Source organism: Capnocytophaga sputigena (assembly GCF_002302495.1).
Taxonomy (GTDB): Bacteria; Bacteroidota; Bacteroidia; order Flavobacteriales; family Flavobacteriaceae; genus Capnocytophaga; species Capnocytophaga sputigena.
The window spans coordinates 895,815-911,488 of record NZ_CP022379.1 but is presented as its reverse complement, the minus strand read 5'-3'; the positions used below and the strand labels follow the sequence as shown (position 1 = coordinate 911,488).

15 protein-coding genes are annotated in these 15,674 nt (G+C 39.0%); 4 read left to right on the top strand and 11 right to left on the bottom strand.

All coding sequences use genetic code 11. From position 1 onward, the window contains the following. Positions 1 to 22 precede the first annotated feature (22 nt). Both thiL and CGC57_RS04000 read right to left on the bottom strand, forming a co-directional pair. Positions 23 to 1,072: a thiamine-phosphate kinase gene (thiL, locus tag CGC57_RS04005; protein WP_095898060.1), complete on the bottom strand. Its 1,050-nt coding sequence runs from the start codon at positions 1,070 to 1,072 to the stop codon at positions 23 to 25. Next, positions 1,069 to 1,533 carry a DinB family protein gene (locus tag CGC57_RS04000; protein ID WP_095898059.1) on the bottom strand — a complete coding sequence of 155 codons (465 nt, stop codon included), beginning with the start codon at positions 1,531 to 1,533 and terminating at the stop codon, positions 1,069 to 1,071. Before CGC57_RS04000 ends, thiL begins: the two co-directional genes overlap by 4 nt. A gap of 139 nt (positions 1,534 to 1,672) precedes the next feature. Between CGC57_RS04000 and CGC57_RS03995 the strand changes: the two genes are divergently transcribed. The 4 genes from CGC57_RS03995 to CGC57_RS03980 all read left to right on the top strand — a co-directional run bounded on the left by CGC57_RS03995 (position 1,673) and on the right by CGC57_RS03980 (position 7,933). Further along, positions 1,673 to 2,119, top strand: a complete 447-nt coding sequence (locus CGC57_RS03995; protein WP_095898058.1) for a hypothetical protein — start codon at positions 1,673 to 1,675, stop codon at positions 2,117 to 2,119. A 451-nt stretch (positions 2,120 to 2,570) separates the two neighbouring features. Next, entirely contained in the window at positions 2,571 to 5,642 is a 3,072-nt protein-coding gene (locus tag CGC57_RS03990) for a SusC/RagA family TonB-linked outer membrane protein (RefSeq protein WP_095898057.1), read from the top strand. Between the two features lie 5 nt (positions 5,643 to 5,647). Further along, a complete protein-coding gene (locus CGC57_RS03985) occupies positions 5,648 to 7,030 on the top strand; it encodes a RagB/SusD family nutrient uptake outer membrane protein (RefSeq protein WP_095898056.1) in 1,383 nt (460 codons plus the stop codon). Positions 7,031 to 7,162: 132 nt separating this feature from the next. After that, a complete protein-coding gene (locus tag CGC57_RS03980) occupies positions 7,163 to 7,933 on the top strand; it encodes a lysophospholipid acyltransferase family protein (protein WP_095898055.1) in 771 nt (256 codons plus the stop codon). Here CGC57_RS03980 and CGC57_RS03975 read toward each other — a convergent pair. The 9 genes from CGC57_RS03975 to CGC57_RS03935 all read right to left on the bottom strand — a co-directional run bounded on the left by CGC57_RS03975 (position 7,890) and on the right by CGC57_RS03935 (position 15,645). Next, positions 7,890 to 8,606: a hypothetical protein gene (locus CGC57_RS03975; protein WP_095898054.1), complete on the bottom strand. Its 717-nt coding sequence runs from the start codon at positions 8,604 to 8,606 to the stop codon at positions 7,890 to 7,892. The genes CGC57_RS03980 and CGC57_RS03975 overlap by 44 nt on opposite strands. A gap of 11 nt (positions 8,607 to 8,617) precedes the next feature. Continuing rightward, positions 8,618 to 8,902, bottom strand: a complete 285-nt coding sequence (locus CGC57_RS03970) for a winged helix-turn-helix domain-containing protein (protein ID WP_095898053.1) — start codon at positions 8,900 to 8,902, stop codon at positions 8,618 to 8,620. Beyond that, on the bottom strand, positions 8,895 to 9,488 hold the full coding sequence (locus tag CGC57_RS03965; RefSeq protein ID WP_095898052.1) for a hypothetical protein: 594 nt from the start codon (positions 9,486 to 9,488) through the stop codon (positions 8,895 to 8,897). The genes CGC57_RS03970 and CGC57_RS03965 overlap by 8 nt, the downstream gene beginning before the upstream one ends. Positions 9,489 to 9,607: 119 nt before the next feature. Further along, positions 9,608 to 10,192, bottom strand: a complete 585-nt coding sequence (locus CGC57_RS03960; protein WP_095898051.1) for a riboflavin synthase — start codon at positions 10,190 to 10,192, stop codon at positions 9,608 to 9,610. Positions 10,193 to 10,325: 133 nt separating this feature from the next. Further along, a complete protein-coding gene (locus tag CGC57_RS03955; protein WP_095898050.1) occupies positions 10,326 to 11,321 on the bottom strand; it encodes an NAD(P)H-dependent glycerol-3-phosphate dehydrogenase in 996 nt (331 codons plus the stop codon). Between the two features lie 4 nt (positions 11,322 to 11,325). Further along, positions 11,326 to 11,865: a DUF1599 domain-containing protein gene (locus CGC57_RS03950; protein ID WP_002680534.1), complete on the bottom strand. Its 540-nt coding sequence runs from the start codon at positions 11,863 to 11,865 to the stop codon at positions 11,326 to 11,328. A 24-nt stretch (positions 11,866 to 11,889) separates the two neighbouring features. Continuing rightward, the gene (locus tag CGC57_RS03945) at positions 11,890 to 12,369 is read right to left on the bottom strand and encodes a hypothetical protein (RefSeq protein ID WP_095898049.1); all 480 of its coding nucleotides are present in this window, start codon (positions 12,367 to 12,369) and stop codon (positions 11,890 to 11,892) included. A gap of 137 nt (positions 12,370 to 12,506) precedes the next feature. After that, entirely contained in the window at positions 12,507 to 13,976 is a 1,470-nt protein-coding gene (locus tag CGC57_RS03940) for a DUF4832 domain-containing protein (protein ID WP_095898048.1), read from the bottom strand. 85 nt (positions 13,977 to 14,061) lie between these two features. Further along, entirely contained in the window at positions 14,062 to 15,645 is a 1,584-nt protein-coding gene (locus tag CGC57_RS03935; RefSeq protein ID WP_095898047.1) for a glycoside hydrolase family 31 protein, read from the bottom strand. Between the last annotated feature and the right edge of the window lie 29 nt (positions 15,646 to 15,674).

Sequence of the window (15,674 nt, the reverse complement as noted above, 5' to 3'; positions counted from 1 at the left end):
TTGTTAAATTATTAATTGTTAATTATTCATTGCTCAATGCATTCCACCCTCTCGCTATGATTGGGATGAACTGTCCTGCACGAGTAACGAGGTTTACACCCTCCTCCTTATCAGTGATGTAACCTATTACACTAAAATTAGGATTGCCTTTAATTTTGTCGTAATCGGCTTGGACAATAGTAAAGAGCAATTCGTAGTCTTCACCGCCACTTAGGGCTATGGTGGTGCTATCCAAATTGAACTCCTCACAAGTGCTAATCACTTGTGGGTCAAGAGGTATTTTGTCTTCATATAACCTACAACCTACTCCCGATTGTTTGCAAATATGCAATATTTCTGACGACAAACCATCACTCACATCCATCATAGCTGTAGGTTTTACACCTAATTGTTTGAGCAAAGGCGGAATATCCTTACGAGCTTCAGGTTTGAGTTGGCGTTCTAAAATATAGGAATACATCTCTATATCGGGTTGAGAATTTGGATTTACCTGAAATACCGCCTTTTCGCGCTCCAATATCTGTAAGCCCATATAAGCGCCTCCTATATCGCCCGTGAGTACTATAAGGTCGTTAGGTTGTGCCCCGTTGCGGTATACCAAGTCCTCTTCATTAGCTTCACCTATAGCTGTTACCGAGATGATAAGCCCGCGTGTGGAGGAGGTAGTGTCGCCTCCTACCAAATCTACTTTGTAACGATCACACGCTAAGCGGATACCTGCGTAGAGTTCTTCTAAGGCTTCCAACGGAAAGCGATTAGACACCGCTATTGATACCGTTATTTGGGTAGCGGTAGCATTCATTGCATAAATATCCGATACATTCACCGATACCGCTTTGTACCCCAAGTGTTTTAGTGGTACATAGCTAAGGTCAAAATGCACGCCCTCAATGAGTAGGTCGGTAGAGACAATGGTTTTTTTATCTTTAAAATCCATTACCGCGGCATCATCGCCTACGCCTTTGAGAGTAGATGGATTATGATTTTCAAACCCTTCTGTTAGGCGGTTGATGAGTCCAAATTCACCTAAATCGGCTAATGAAGTGCGGTGTGGCGTTTTATCTTCTATCATTTAGCAAAATAGTTTAAAGCAATTACCACCCCAAGGTGCATACCCTCGTGAGTGTTGTTGAAGTGTATAGCGTCTTCTATACAAGTGAGTGTATAGCCATAGCTGGTAGTATAAGGGGTAAAGTTAGAGAATACCCCGCGCTCATAGTCGGCTTGTAGTTGTTTTTGAGTGCTGATGAGCAGGCTACGCAATTCTTGAATTTCGTCAGCAGTAGGGATATGCCCATCGGGATAAGTACCTTTTTTATAAGTATCTATAAAATCATCTGAAACTACAGGTTTAACTCCTGATAGTCTGTAACATAGAATCTGTTGTGTAGCCACACAATGGGCGATATTCCACCAGATACTATTGTGAAATCCTGTGGGGATTTGCGCTAATTGTTCAGGAGTTACATTCTCCAAATAAGTTAAAAGATTGTTGCGGGTTGCCATGTGTAGGGCAAAAACTTGGTCTGTCATTATAATGAAAAGTTAAGAGTGAAAAGTGAAAAGTTGCTAATCACTGTATTTCAGCGCAAAAGTACAAAAAATAGACCAATAAACTACTATGTTTGAAAAAGATTTGTATTTTTGCGCCCTAATTTTAAAAGAATTCTTTATGTATCAACTAATTAAACAATTACACTCATTCACTGCCTATATTGTATTAGCAGTGCTTATTGCAGCAGTTATCAACGCCCTTATTGGATATTTTAGAAAGAAAGAATATTTTGAGGTAAAAGATCTTCGTTTAACACTTTTTGCCCTCATTTTTTCACATATACAAATGTTATTAGGTTTGTTAGTATATGTTACAACGCCTCGTTTGCAGATGTGGGGTGAGGGGGCTAAGGTAGTAATGAAAGACTCCTTATTGCGCCTTCTATTGTTAGAACACCCTTTGATGAATATCATTGCCATAGTGCTCATCACCGTTGGTTGGGTAAAACTTAAAAAGCAAAATGAAGTGCGCAAAATGTTTGGCAAAATAGCCTTGTTCTATGGTATAGCTTTAGTGCTATTACTTTCTAGAATTCCCTGGGGATTGTGGTTAGGTTTTTCGTAATAGATTTCGTTTTCTAACGAATTATTTTCAATAAAATATAAGTCTCTCGTTGTAAAATATCACTTACAACGAGAGATTTTGCATTTTATATAAATGTTAAATAGTGTTAAAGTTTTGAAGAGCAACAGTGATTTTAGCTTGTTATAAAAAATATTTATAACAGTATATATATTATTTATGTTGTTGAAAATAAATGATTTAGCTTATTTTTATATAAAAGTAATGATATGGCAAATAATTAGCTAAAAAAATGAGATATTTTCAATAAAAAATCTATTTTGATGAGAATATTTCAATATTTTAGTTGAAATATTAGTTTAAATTGAAAATAAGTCAAAAAGTATCTTTTTTCTAAGATATTTTTATGTATGCAAAAAAAAATCTGTAAAAACTTGTTTTCGTGTAAAATTATTCTATAACTTTGCGGCGTTAAACTATAAAATTAATAGCGATGAAGAAAAAACTATTTTACGTGTTTTTATTCGTTCTTTTCTTTTCCGCAGTCGCTACTGCACAAGAAAGGACGATTACAGGAACGGTGCGTGATGCCAACGGATTAGAAATGTTGGGTGTAGCCGTAGTAGTAAAAGGAGAAAACCACGGTACACAAACTGACATGGAAGGTCGTTACAGTATCAAGGTTGCTCCGGGTAAGACCTTAGAGTTCTCATTTTTAGGAATGAAGACCCAAAGTCACAAAGTTGGTACTTCAAGTCGTATTGATGTAGTACTGCAAGAGGAAGCCGTAGAGATCGGCGAAGTAGTGGTTTTAGGTGTTGTTAAAAAGAAAGCAGCTGAATCCACAGGAAATACTGTACAGCTATCAAGTAAAGATATAAGTACACCTTCGGCTATTTCTGTAGACCAAGCGTTGCAAGGGAAAACTCCAGGGGTTGTAATTAATGCTGCTTCAGGAACACCAGGAGCAGAACAGACCGTAATGATTCGCGGGGTAGGCTCTATGAATAGTAGCAATAAACCTCTTTATGTGATAGATGGGGTGCCAGTGATCTCAGAAAACTTAACAGAGGATAAGAATACAGTTTCTTCAATGTCAACCCTTGCAAGTATTAACAATGAAGATATAGAAAGTTTAACAGTGCTCAAAGATGCCGCTGCTACCGCTCTTTATGGAGCAAGAGGTTCTAATGGGGTTATTGTTATTACAACCAAGTCTGGTAAAAGAGGAAAAACAAAGTTTAATGTAAATACATCAGTGGGTTTCCAAAATGATGCGTATTTTAAAAGGTCGCCTCTTACGGGTGATCAACGCTATCATTTGTTAAAACAAGGATTGGCAAACCAGTTTGCAAGTAATGGAGCAGCTTACGATACAGCGATTGATTTCGCCCATACCAATGGTTTGAGAATCAACGGAGCAGAAAACTTTAATAGTGCGTTAAATAACAACAATTGGTCTGAACTTATAAAAAACAAAAATGCTGTAATGACCTCTGCCGATATATCAGCCTCTGGAGGAGATGAGAAAGGAACTTATTATGTATCGTTGGGGTATAACAGAACAGAATCTACTGTAAAAACATCCGACCCTTTTAAACGTGTATCTGGATTGATAAGGATTAACAGAGATTTGAATGATAAATTGAAGTTAGAGGCTTCAGTAAATGGCTCTTGGGTATCTCAAAATCCTATTACTGAGCAAGGGGCTTATTTTACAAATCCTTATGTGACAAAAATATTGATGTCTCCTTGGGTAAGCCCTTATAATGCCGATGGGTCATATAATGTTACTACATTTAATAGATATACAGGATTGTACAATTACTTGTATCTACAAGAACACGATGTATCAAAGAACAATACCCTAAGAGGGTTGATAAACTTTAAAGTAGATTACGAACTGCTTAAAAATTTAGTGTTCTCTACTCGTGCCAATGTAGATTACATTTCATCAGATTATAAAAACTATCAAAATAGGGTACATAGTAATGCTTCTAAAAATAACGGGTCATCACATCGTATAATGACTCACCACGCTACTTGGGTATATCAAAATACCTTATCATATAATTTCAATGTAGCTGAGAAACATAAATTTGGTCTTACAGCCCTCTATGAATATCAAAAGTACAAAAAGAATTATTTAGAAGGTTATGGTACTAATATAGCCGCTGATGGTTTAACCAATCTCGCTTCTGTAACCAAACAAAAAACAATATCTTCTACTTTTGAAGATTGGGCGAACGTATCATTGTTAGGAATGCTTAACTATTCTTATGCCGAAAAATATATTCTTGACGCAAGTATTCGTAGAGAGGGCTCATCTCGTTTTGCAGAAAAAAATCGATATGGAAATTTCTGGTCATTAGGTCTTGCTTACAACCTTCATAAAGAGTTTGATGTCCTTGCAAAAGTTTTCAACGACTTAAAATTAAGAGCATCTTATGGGCTTACAGGGAACTCTGGGGTAGATTTAAACCAATACCAAGTCCTTTTAGCCTATGATGAGAACTATGATGAAAATGGAGCTGCTTACCCTAAAACATTAGGGAATAATGCCCTTACTTGGGAGAAAAACCGTACTTTTGATGTAGGGCTTAATTTTGCACTGTTTAACCAGCGCTTAAGAGGGTCTGTTGCATATTACGATAAATATACTTATGATCTGTTGCTAAATGTGCCTTTGTCAAGAACTACAGGTTTTGAAGAGCAAGCTATTAATGCAGGAGCAATGAGTAATAAAGGTATTGAGGCTTCTTTGGGAGTTGATATTATCCGTAATGAAAACTTCACTTGGAACTTGTCGGCTAATATAGCAACAGTTAAAAACAGAGTAGAAGAATTAGCAAAAGATGGTACCGGCGCCGATGTAGACCCAACAGCAGGAAGTGAACACAAACAAACCAAAGTAGGAGAAACGTATGCTTATTGGTATATGCCAACTTGGGCGGGTGTCAATGTAAACACAGGGCTTCCTGAATGGTATGACAAAGAAGGCAAGAAAACATCAGACTATAACCTCGCAGAGCGAAGATTCCAAGGTATTGCCATTCCAAAATATTCAGGAGGTCTGTCTACTCACCTTCAATATAAAGGAGTATTTTTAGATGCTTCTGTTTATTTTACAGGAGGGCATAAAGTATACGAAGAATACTCTCGATTCTATTTGAGAACCAATAGTTTTGTAACGGTAAATTATAATGGAGACGCCGAGTTATTAAACGCTTGGCAAAAAGCAGGAGATGTAACTGATGTGCCAAAAATGAGCTATTCAGGTAATGATAATTTTCATAGTGTTTCTTCTCGTCACTTGTACGATGGTACTTTTGCACGCTTGAAAGACATTACATTGGGATATGAAGTGCCTTCTAAATACTTAGAAGGAACAGGATTTGATGGAGTTACCTTTACTGTTAGAGGAACTAACCTTTATACTTGGGTGAAAGACAGCGGTCTAAAACTTGACCCTGAAGTAGGTAACAAAAATAATAGAATGGGGTATACAACCCTTACTACCCCACCTGTAAAATCTGTAGTATTTGGTGTTAATTTAAAATTCTAAACAAAATGAAAAAAGTTATATATACACTATTTAGCACAGCCTTATTAGCTACAGGTTGTGCCGACTTAGACCCTACATTGGAGCAAGATAAATCATTAGAGGGAGGTATCAATTCTGTAGAAGATATCAGAAGTGTTTTAAACTCAGCATATAATTATATGAGTTTAAGAGAATACTACGGAAGAGATGTGATTATTTTTGGAGAGGTGCGTTCCGATAATGCATACTCCGACGCAAACTCAAACCGTTTTGTTTCAGTTGCTAAAATGGATATGACCAGAACAGATGCTTATGCTTCTGATACTTGGACACGTATCAATCAAACAATAGTATCAACCAACGTAGTTATTAATGCTGATAGAGCAAAAATTACGGGTGATGTTACTACGCTGAATCATTATTTAGGAGAAGCTTATGCCATTCGTGCCTTAGCGCATTTTGACTTGCTGAAACTTTATGGTCAACAATACCAACAGTCTGACAGAACAAAGGCATTAGGTGTTCCTTATACAAAAGTATTTGGGAAAGCCATCTATCCAGCTCGTGAAACAGTTCAGCGCACTTATGAGCTTATAATGGAAGACCTAAATGCAGCTATTAGCAATTTATCGGCAAGCAAAAATGATGCCTCTGCTCACTACATTACTACTTTTGCAGCTTATGCACTCAAAGCTCGTGTAGCTCTTTTCTTTGAAGATTGGGCAACCGCTCGTGATGCTGCTAAGTACGTGATTGATAACAAAGGTTCTCGCTTGGATATTGCAGCAGCTGATGATTTTGCAAAAACCTTTACTACTGATAATACTAAAAATCAAATTTTTTCTATTGCCAATAATGATAGTGATAATACCGGTGTCAATAGTTTAGGAAATATTTATTTTGGTTCTTATGGAGATGTGGTAATGCTCAACGATTTGTATTCAAAATACGAAGCAGGAGATGTTAGGAAAACTCTCTTTTCTGAAATAAGAGCAGGTAAAACTTACAGAATGAGAAAACAAACTGATATCATAGGGGCACAGGATATACCTGTTATTCGTTATGAAGAGGTGGTACTTACCTATGCTGAAGCTCTTTTCCGTTTGGGTGATACTACAAATGCCCTTGCTCAGCTGAATTTAATACCCGCAAAACGAGGAGCAACCGCTTATACATCGGCAACTCTTGAGAATATTTTGTTAGAAAGACGAAAAGAGTTTGCAGGCGAAGGATTTCGTTTTTATGATATTGCACGAAACAGACAGGATATGCCTCTTGTAGATACTGCCTTACAAACTTATGGAACGGTAACTTATGGAAGCTATAAATACTCATTTCCTATTCCAGATGCCGAAATGGGGGCTAATAGCAATATGAAGCAGAACCAAGGTTACTCTTCAAATCCTTAATTGTTGCTGTTTAGTAAACTAAAAAGTATAATAAAATTAGAAAAGGCTGTCCGGAAACAAACGGATAGCCTTTTTTATAAATTGTTGTTTATAAATATTTGCGTTATCTTTGCCCCCTTGAAGATAAGAAAAATGAAAATATTCAAATACATTTTTTGGCTACTTTGGAAGTCTTGGTTTTATGTACTTGTAGCCTCTATTATACTAATTTTTTTGCCCCTATTGCTCATTCTTACAGCTCATAAAAAGTGGTATCGCGCCTTGTACTGGGTGATGCGACATCTCTGGGCAATACCTATCCTCTATGCAATGGGCTTTTTCCCTAAAGTGAAACGCGAATATACAATACCTAATGATCATCATAGTTATATGTTGGTTGCCAATCACTACAGTATGATGGACATAATGCTAATGTTGTATTGCAGTAAAAACCCCTTTGTGTTTGTAGGGAAGAAAGAACTTTCTAAACTACCTTTATTTGGTTATTTCTACAAACGGGTGGCAATAATGGTAGATAGAAAGAGTCCGCAGAGTAGGAGGGAGGTCTATACTCAAGCGATGGAGCGCATAGAGGCAGGTTTGAGCATTTGTATTTTCCCTGAAGGAGGCGTCCCCGATGATGAGAGTATTGTACTTGATAGTTTTAAGGACGGAGCTTTTCGCATTGCTATACAGTGCCAAATCCCCATAGTGCCAATGGTGTTCTACGACACTAAAAAACGCTTTCCTTTCCGCTTTTTTGCGGGCAGTACGGGCACAATGCGAGTGGATGTACTACCCCCTATTTCTACCCAAGGCAAAACCCTTGACGATAAAGAGACTCTACGAGAAGAAGTGCGTGCGTTGTTGTGGGAGAGACTTATAAAATCTTCTGGAAGAACTCATTCTGAGGAAAAAGAGTAGCCCCCTTGTTAGCAGTTTCTTTAGCTTTTTCCTTTTCTCCTTTCTTCAGATAGAAACTCACTAATAGCTGATAGGTGTCCTCATAACCCCAACTTACGGGACTATCCTTAGGAACTTTGCTGAATAGAGCGATAGCTTGCAGAAAATAATTTTCAGCTTTGCGCTGTCCACCATACATTTCAGGAGTGTACATATCTTGTATGCCCATCACTAAAAAATACCGAGGATTAGCTTTATCTAACGAAAACGCTTCGTCTAAATCATTGCTAATTTTCATTGCTTTTTGGTACATATTGGCATTAGGAGCTACAAAATTTAAGGCATAGCTTTCACAAAGAGCCAAAAGCACCCAGTCTTCAGCATCTTTATCAGTCTTCTTTTCCAATAACTGAACAGCTTTCTCTATATCGGCTTTACCAAGTAGGCGAAGTGCCTCATTCTTAACACTTCCATAAGTACCTAATAGAGATGATTTTCTATACAAAAGATAGGCTTTCCAATAATCAGAAAGTTGCTTTTCGTTCTTTTCGTAAAAGTCACGCAAAGGCTGCTCGCTCTTTTGTTGGTGAGCAGTGGCTAAAACGGAGGCAATTTGCGCATCCGTGTTTTGTGCAGTAGCTATTCCGCTGAACAATAGCCAACACATTAAATACAAATTAAAATACTTCATCATATCGTTATTTTTTAGAGTTTGAGATAACTTTTTAGGGCTTCTACATAGCTTTCAAAGGCAAGCAACCCTTTGTGGGTAAGCTGAAGTTCGGTATTTGGATAATTGTCCTTAATGGATTTAGTTACAGTAACATATCCTGCCGCTTCTAACTTCTGTATTTGCACCGATATATTCCCCGATGTAGCTTTGGTAACCTCCTTGATGCGCACAAAATCGGCTTTTTCTTCCGATATTAACAAAGAGACTATTGCCAAGCGGAGTTGTGAGTGCAAAATAGGATCGAGTTCGCTAAACATTTTGTTGCTTTTTATAGTGAATATAGAGTTGAACACCAGGAATTAAAAACAGTAAACACGCTAATATCGATGAGAGTAAAGGTAGATACACACCATATTGACAATACAAAACGCTATAGATAATTACGATGGCAATGAGTGAAGTAGCGACCCAAAGGCGCATTTTCAAATGTAAGGCAACTGCCAAAGCTACAAAAGCAAAAGGAAAATAGATCGTTAGCAGGGCAATTTCATAATGATTCCACAAGCTAAAAGGCATACAAAAACTGAGCAATGCCACTATTCCTGCCACGCACCACGCCCAGTCAAGCCAATCGGCAGAAAGAAAAGCTTTGCTGTGTTGACCTCTATTTCTCAAGAGGATTCCAAAATTAATAACAAAGCCTAAAGGCATCAATACTGCCCATACCATTCCCGATTGTTTAGGGTAAAAATTGCTGATGAGCATTGTAAACTGCACTATTCCTGACAGTGCGATGAGTGCGCCCCAAAAGAGCAAGAAAAAGCCATTGGCTTCATACTTTTGTTTGCGTTGCTGGATAATCTCTTGAATGATTTTCAAGCTATCGGAAGGCTGTAATTCCATAACATTAAAAGGTTTTTACGTTTAAATATGCGGCAAAGGTAATTAAGTTTATTTTATAAACCAAATTTTTTACCTAAAAAAAATTGCCAAAGTCTCTGAACTCTGGCAAAATCTATATTTTATCGTTGCATAAGTCGGGCGACATATTTACCTATTACATCAAATTCTAAATTTACAATGCCACCTATTTGTAAATGTTGTAGATTGGTGTGTGCTAAAGTATATGGGATTACCGCTACACTAAAACTATCACGAGTGGCATCGACTACAGTGAGGCTTACGCCATTCACAGTGATAGAGCCTTTTTCTATTACTACATTACCCGTAGAAGGGTCGTACTGAAAAGTAAAGCGGGTGCTACCGGCTTCCTCTTGGATGGCACTACAAGTCCCTGTTTGGTCGGTATGACCTTGTACGATATGTCCGTCTAAGCGGGTGTTGAGGAGCATACCACGCTCTAAGTTTACTGCATCGCCTACTTGCAAACTGCCTAAGTGGGTTTTGGCAAGGGTTTCGGCAATCGCAGTTACTTGGTATACATCGCCGTCGATAGCTACTACGGTGAGGCACACCCCATTGTGGGCAACACTTTGGTCTATTTTTAGTTCATTAGTAAACGAACTTTTCACGTATAAATGCAGATTCGCTTGTTCGCGTTCTATTCGTACGATTTTACCTATTTCTTCTATAATTCCTGTGAACATAATAATCCTCACCCCGTTCCCCTCTCTAAAAGAGAGGGGACAAATCCATAAAAAGGATTTAAGGGGATAAATAAAAGTTTAACAATGATTTTCTCACGTGAGATCCTCTCCTTTAGAGGGGCAGGGGAGGAAACTAATCCAATTCTCCGGTGAGTTCTGAGAACACTATACTCGCTCTTTTGCTTTCGTATAATACTTTGTAGACGGCATTGAGTATAGGGGTACGGCTTGGTTTTTCTTGATTTTTGTTGATGAGGTAGGCGCTTTTGGTGGCGTAATAACCTTCGGCTACCATATTCATTTCAGCCATTGTACTCTTTACGGTATAGCCTTTGCCTATCATCGTGCCAAACATACGATTGCGACTGAAAAGCGAGTAGGCAGTTACGAGTAAATCACCGAGATAAGCGGAGTTGTTGATATTGCGTTTGATTTTGTAAATATGCTTGATATAGCGTCGCATCTCGCGAATGGCATTGCTCATCAGTACGCTTTGGAAGTTATCGCCATAGCCCAATCCGTGTGCGATACCGGCAGCAAGGGCATAGATATTTTTGAGCATAGCAGCGTATTCAATACCTACCACATCGTCGGATATTTTAGTCTTCACATAATGGCGTTTCATTGCTTCAGCCATAAAGCGTGCTTTTTCCTCGTCCAAACAAGCAATAGTGAGGTATGACAAACGTTCGAGGGCTACCTCTTCGGCGTGACAAGGACCTGCAATGATACCTATCTGAGCGTAAGGCACGTGATGTATTTTATTGAAATACTCACCTACGATGAGTCCGCTTTTAGGTTCGATACCTTTGATAGCAGAAAAAATATTTTTGTTAGATAGTGGTTCGGAGAGTTTTTCTAATTCGTCACTTAAGAAAGCTGAAGGGATAGAGAAGACGATATAATCGCTAAAAACTACTGCCTCGTTGATATCGTTAGTGAGGTATAGCTTGTTGATGTTCAAGTGTACGTCGCTGAGGTAGTTAGGGTTGTGTTTGGTTGCTTTGATATGCTCAATAGCTTGTTCATTGCGCATATACCAACACACTTGGTCGATATTGGCAGTAAGTATTTTGACGAGAGCTGTAGCCCAGCTTCCCCCGCCTATTACAGATATTTTGGTTTCCATTTGTTTAGGTGTTAGTTGTTAAATGAATGAGGGCAAATACAGCATAATTTACTATATCTTGATAGTTAGCTGCAATACCCTCGCTTACGAGTGTTTTGCCTTGGTTGTCTTCAATTTGTTTTACGCGTAAGAGTTTTTGGAGGATGATATCGGTGAGAGAACTCACGCGCATTTCACGCCATACTTCGCCATAATCGTGGTTTTTGGCTTCCATTAGGGTGCGAGCTTCTACTACTTTGGCATCGTAGAGGGCTGTAGCTTCCTCCAAACTGAGGTCGGGTTGAGAGGCGATGCCTTTATCTATTTGAATGAGTGCCATTAGAGCATAGTTGATAATGCCTATAAACTCGGTAGTTTCGTCTTCGTCTATTTTGTGTACAGCGTTTTCTTGTAGTCCGCGAATGCGTTGTGCTTTGATGAAAATCTGGTCGGTGAGAGAGGGGAGTCGCAATATACGCCACGCGCTGCCATAGTCTTTCATTTTGTTAGTAAAGAGGCTGCGGCATTGTTCAATTACTTTGTTATATTGTTCTATAGTATTCATTTTATTTAGGTAAGAGCTAATGCTTTATTCTATAATTATATTGTATTTAGGGTCGATGTTAGTGCGAGAATCGAATACAAAGTCAAAATAAGCAGCATCGTCTTTTTTTCCTTTAATTTGTTGTTTTACACGTCCTACTTCAACACCTTGTTTGTTGAGGATTTTTACCATTACGCTTCCTTCAAAGTCTTTTTCGAAAATGAAGTAGAGAGAAAGTTTGTTGTCATTGCCATTTTCATCACTAACGGTGTGATGACCTAATTTTAAACCGCGGTTGCTAAGAGATTCTGAAATTTTTAGCATAGAATTACCCGATTTATCAATACCTTCTCCTACGCCATCGCCGAAAGAACGCGCAGTACTTCCCATAATTTCACCTGCTTTAGTAGCAGTTGTATTAGCGATTTCTTCAGTAGTATTGGCAGCATCTTTAGCTGCATTAGAAAAGAAACTACAAGAACTAAAAGTTGTAGTTATAGCAAAAAGTGTGATTATTTTTTTCATTATTGTTCTTATTTTTGGGCAAAGGTATAAATAATTTGTCAATTAACCAATTTGGTGATTGGAAAAATTAGTCGTCAAACAAACCGAACTAATCCGATTTGTTTGACGACTAATTACTAATTTCTAACGGCTAATTTTTAATTCTTAATCTTTATTGTGTGAATCTTGTTGTAGCCAGTTTGGGGTTCCCATACTTCTTTATTAGCTAAACGGATACTATACTCGGGGCGAGTGGATAGGCTCTTGTAGGGGTCGGGGAGGTTGAGATATACGTTGTATTCTCCTGCGGTAAGATTTTTAGGAAGAGTTATCTCTGTACCCACTTCGGTAGTGCTGCCTGCTGCCCAACGGCGAGGGTCGGTATTTACTTTGAAAATGTGTTTTTCGTCAGTTCCTTTTTTTGTGAGCACTATCTGTACTTCACGCGGATTGAAAGGCGCTGCAAAACCTTCATTTTTAATCTTCAATTGCAGTTGTAATTTTCCTCCTACTTTGATATTATCATTCAATTTTCCCTCAGTAAGCACAAAGCGATAACCGAGACGCCTTTTGATATCATCCATACATTTGTTTTTCCAGAGGTTTAGAATCCCTTCATAATAGTCTTGGTTGAGGTAGCTCCAATGATAGGTAGCCATATCTTTTATAGCGTTACTACACTCGGCATAAGAAGAGTAGCCTGATGCCGGACGGCAGGTTTCGCCCCCCATTACTACGTATTGAGTTTCATTGGCTACATATTTGCGATGCTCTTGTATGTGGTGATAGGTGCCAGTATCGTCGTCATCGGCGAGGAAACAATCGTTGTGAAAACCTATACGAGAAAGGTCGCTACCACTAAAAGCCGTTTGTGCCGTTAGAGCATTGCCTACGCCTATGTTTTGAGTGTAGAGTTTGGCTTTGGGGTAACGCACACTTACCATTCTATCCTTAGGCAAAATACTCAACTCTTTGGCTAATACTTTCTTGCGCGGTTCATACGCTTGGGCGTTATCAGCAGGTTTAAAGGTGTAATGATTCGTGTAATACCATTCACCCCACACCCCTACAAAACCAGATTCCCACACGGCTATAATATCAGCATTTTCTTTGATGATAGGAGCTAATTGATTGAGATGTTTTTCTGTCCACTCCCAAGAAGCATCTCCTTTGCCATTATTGTAGTCGTTTTGATCGTACGAATAGGCAAAGCGCAACACAACCTTGCTACCTCCTTCGCGAATAGCACGCATATTATTGCGAATGCGATTTAAAAAGTTTTCTGAAATAGGTTGCTCGCGAAACTCATTCAAATAATAGATGGTGAGAACAAGGCTAAGTCCCTCTTTTTCTCTTTTTTCTCTTACCCAATTGGCATTTAATTGCCAGCTATCACTTTTTTGATCTTGGTGTGTTAAGAAACCTCTTTCGGGGTTTAAGAATATTTCATTAGTAGGTTGGTAATTCACTATTTGAGTGAGTTGGGTATTAGGGGGTAAGGGTTGGGTAGTTTGCGATTGGGTGGTAGAAGACTGCGTGCCTTCCCCACTGTTAGTGTTGTCTTCTTTGCTTTGGCAAGAGATAGAGACTGCTAATAAAGCATATAACGTTAAAAAGCATTTTTTCATATTGTTAAATTTTTAATAAGGTTTTCTTTTGTAAGGGCTTTTGCAAAACGCCCTTACATTGGTTATCAAAGCGCTATTATATTTATTACTTTATCTTTACAAAATAAGGCAATCGCTCTAAAGGTACTTTTAGGGTGTACTGTTTGCCTCCTTTGTACTTTTTGCCTTGTTCATCCTGCCAAGTGCCTTTGGGGAGTTTTACAGTGCGAACATCGCTTTCGGTCATTACAGGGGCTACTAAATACTTATCGCCCAGCATATATTGGTCTTTGCAATTAGCGAAACCCTGATGAGGAAAAGCATACTCCATACTGCGCACAATAGGTTCTCCTGTTTGTGCCGATTTTTTAGCTTCGGCTATGATATAGTCGCCTAATTGTTCGTGCCATTTGGCGTATTTGATACAGATAGCCAAATTCTCTTTCGAGAGAATGCGCCAAGGAGCTACTGAGAATTGCATCATAGGCATCATCGAATGTATTTGGCAAGAGCGCACGATGAGTTTCTGATTGAACTTAGTAGGGTCTACATTCAAGAAACTGCCGTATTCCCCTCCGCCTATCATATCGGGGCAGGCGAAAGCATAACCGTTGAGTCCTGCGGCTATCATATCAGGCACTAAACGGGCTACACCATCCCAAGAGTAACTCTTGTCCCCCAAACGCTGTACCAAAGCCTGTCCGCCTAATTTCCAGCAAGCGCGGAACTCGTTGTAAGGAAATTCTAAGCCTAATTTACCCCAAAGGTAGGTTTGTTCAGTATCGTAAGATTTTTTGTCGAAAACCTCTACATCTTCCGCCAAATAACGCTCGGGGTCACCGGCATCAAACTTAAATCCATCGATGCCGTATTCTTTTTGTAGGTCTTTAAGCATATTCACAAAGTAAGCAAAGGCTTCGGGATTGCTGAGGTCGTAGCAAGCACTAAGTCCGTTCCACCAATCGAGGATAGCAGGGGTATCAGCTCCTTTTTTCTTCACTAAATAACCTTTGTCACGCAAAAAACGGTACTCTTGGCTATCGGGAGATACGAATGGGCATACCCATACCATTACTTTGAAGCCCATTTGGTGGAGCTGGTTTATCATTTCCTTAGGGGTAGGAAACTTATCTGGACGAAATTGCCATACGCCATAGTCTTTTTGCCAGTTGTCATCAATCATTATTACTCCCGTTGGCATTCCGTTATCCAGAATGGCTTTGGCGTAGGCTAAAACGTCCTTTTCATTCTGATTGTAAATAAGTTCTATCCAAGTGTTGTATTGCGGTTTGGTAAAGAACACTTTGGGGGGGATTACCCCAGAAGGCGGAAAGTATTGTTTACTCACTGCCTGATAGGCACTTTTGAGGGTAGTGCCAGCTGTGTGGCAACTCACCTCAGCCCGTGAAGGCGTGATAAGTATCTTTCCTTCTTTAAATTGGTAAGCAAAAGGAGCTTCTGAAGCGATATAACGCCCTTGATTAGAGTACAGAAAGGGCACCGATTGGTTATTAAAATTCTCGGTGCGCAAGTTGTAAATGCGCTCCGATGGCTGGTAAGGCATTTCTTTGCCTACGCCCGTAAAGCCACCCCACCATTGTTCATTGGGTAGTAGGGTGATTTCAGTGGGCTGTTGTGCGCTCGCCCATAGCGAACTGCACAAAGTAACAAAAGCAAATATTCTTTTCATTAGTCGTTAGTTTTTAGGTGTCAGGTGTT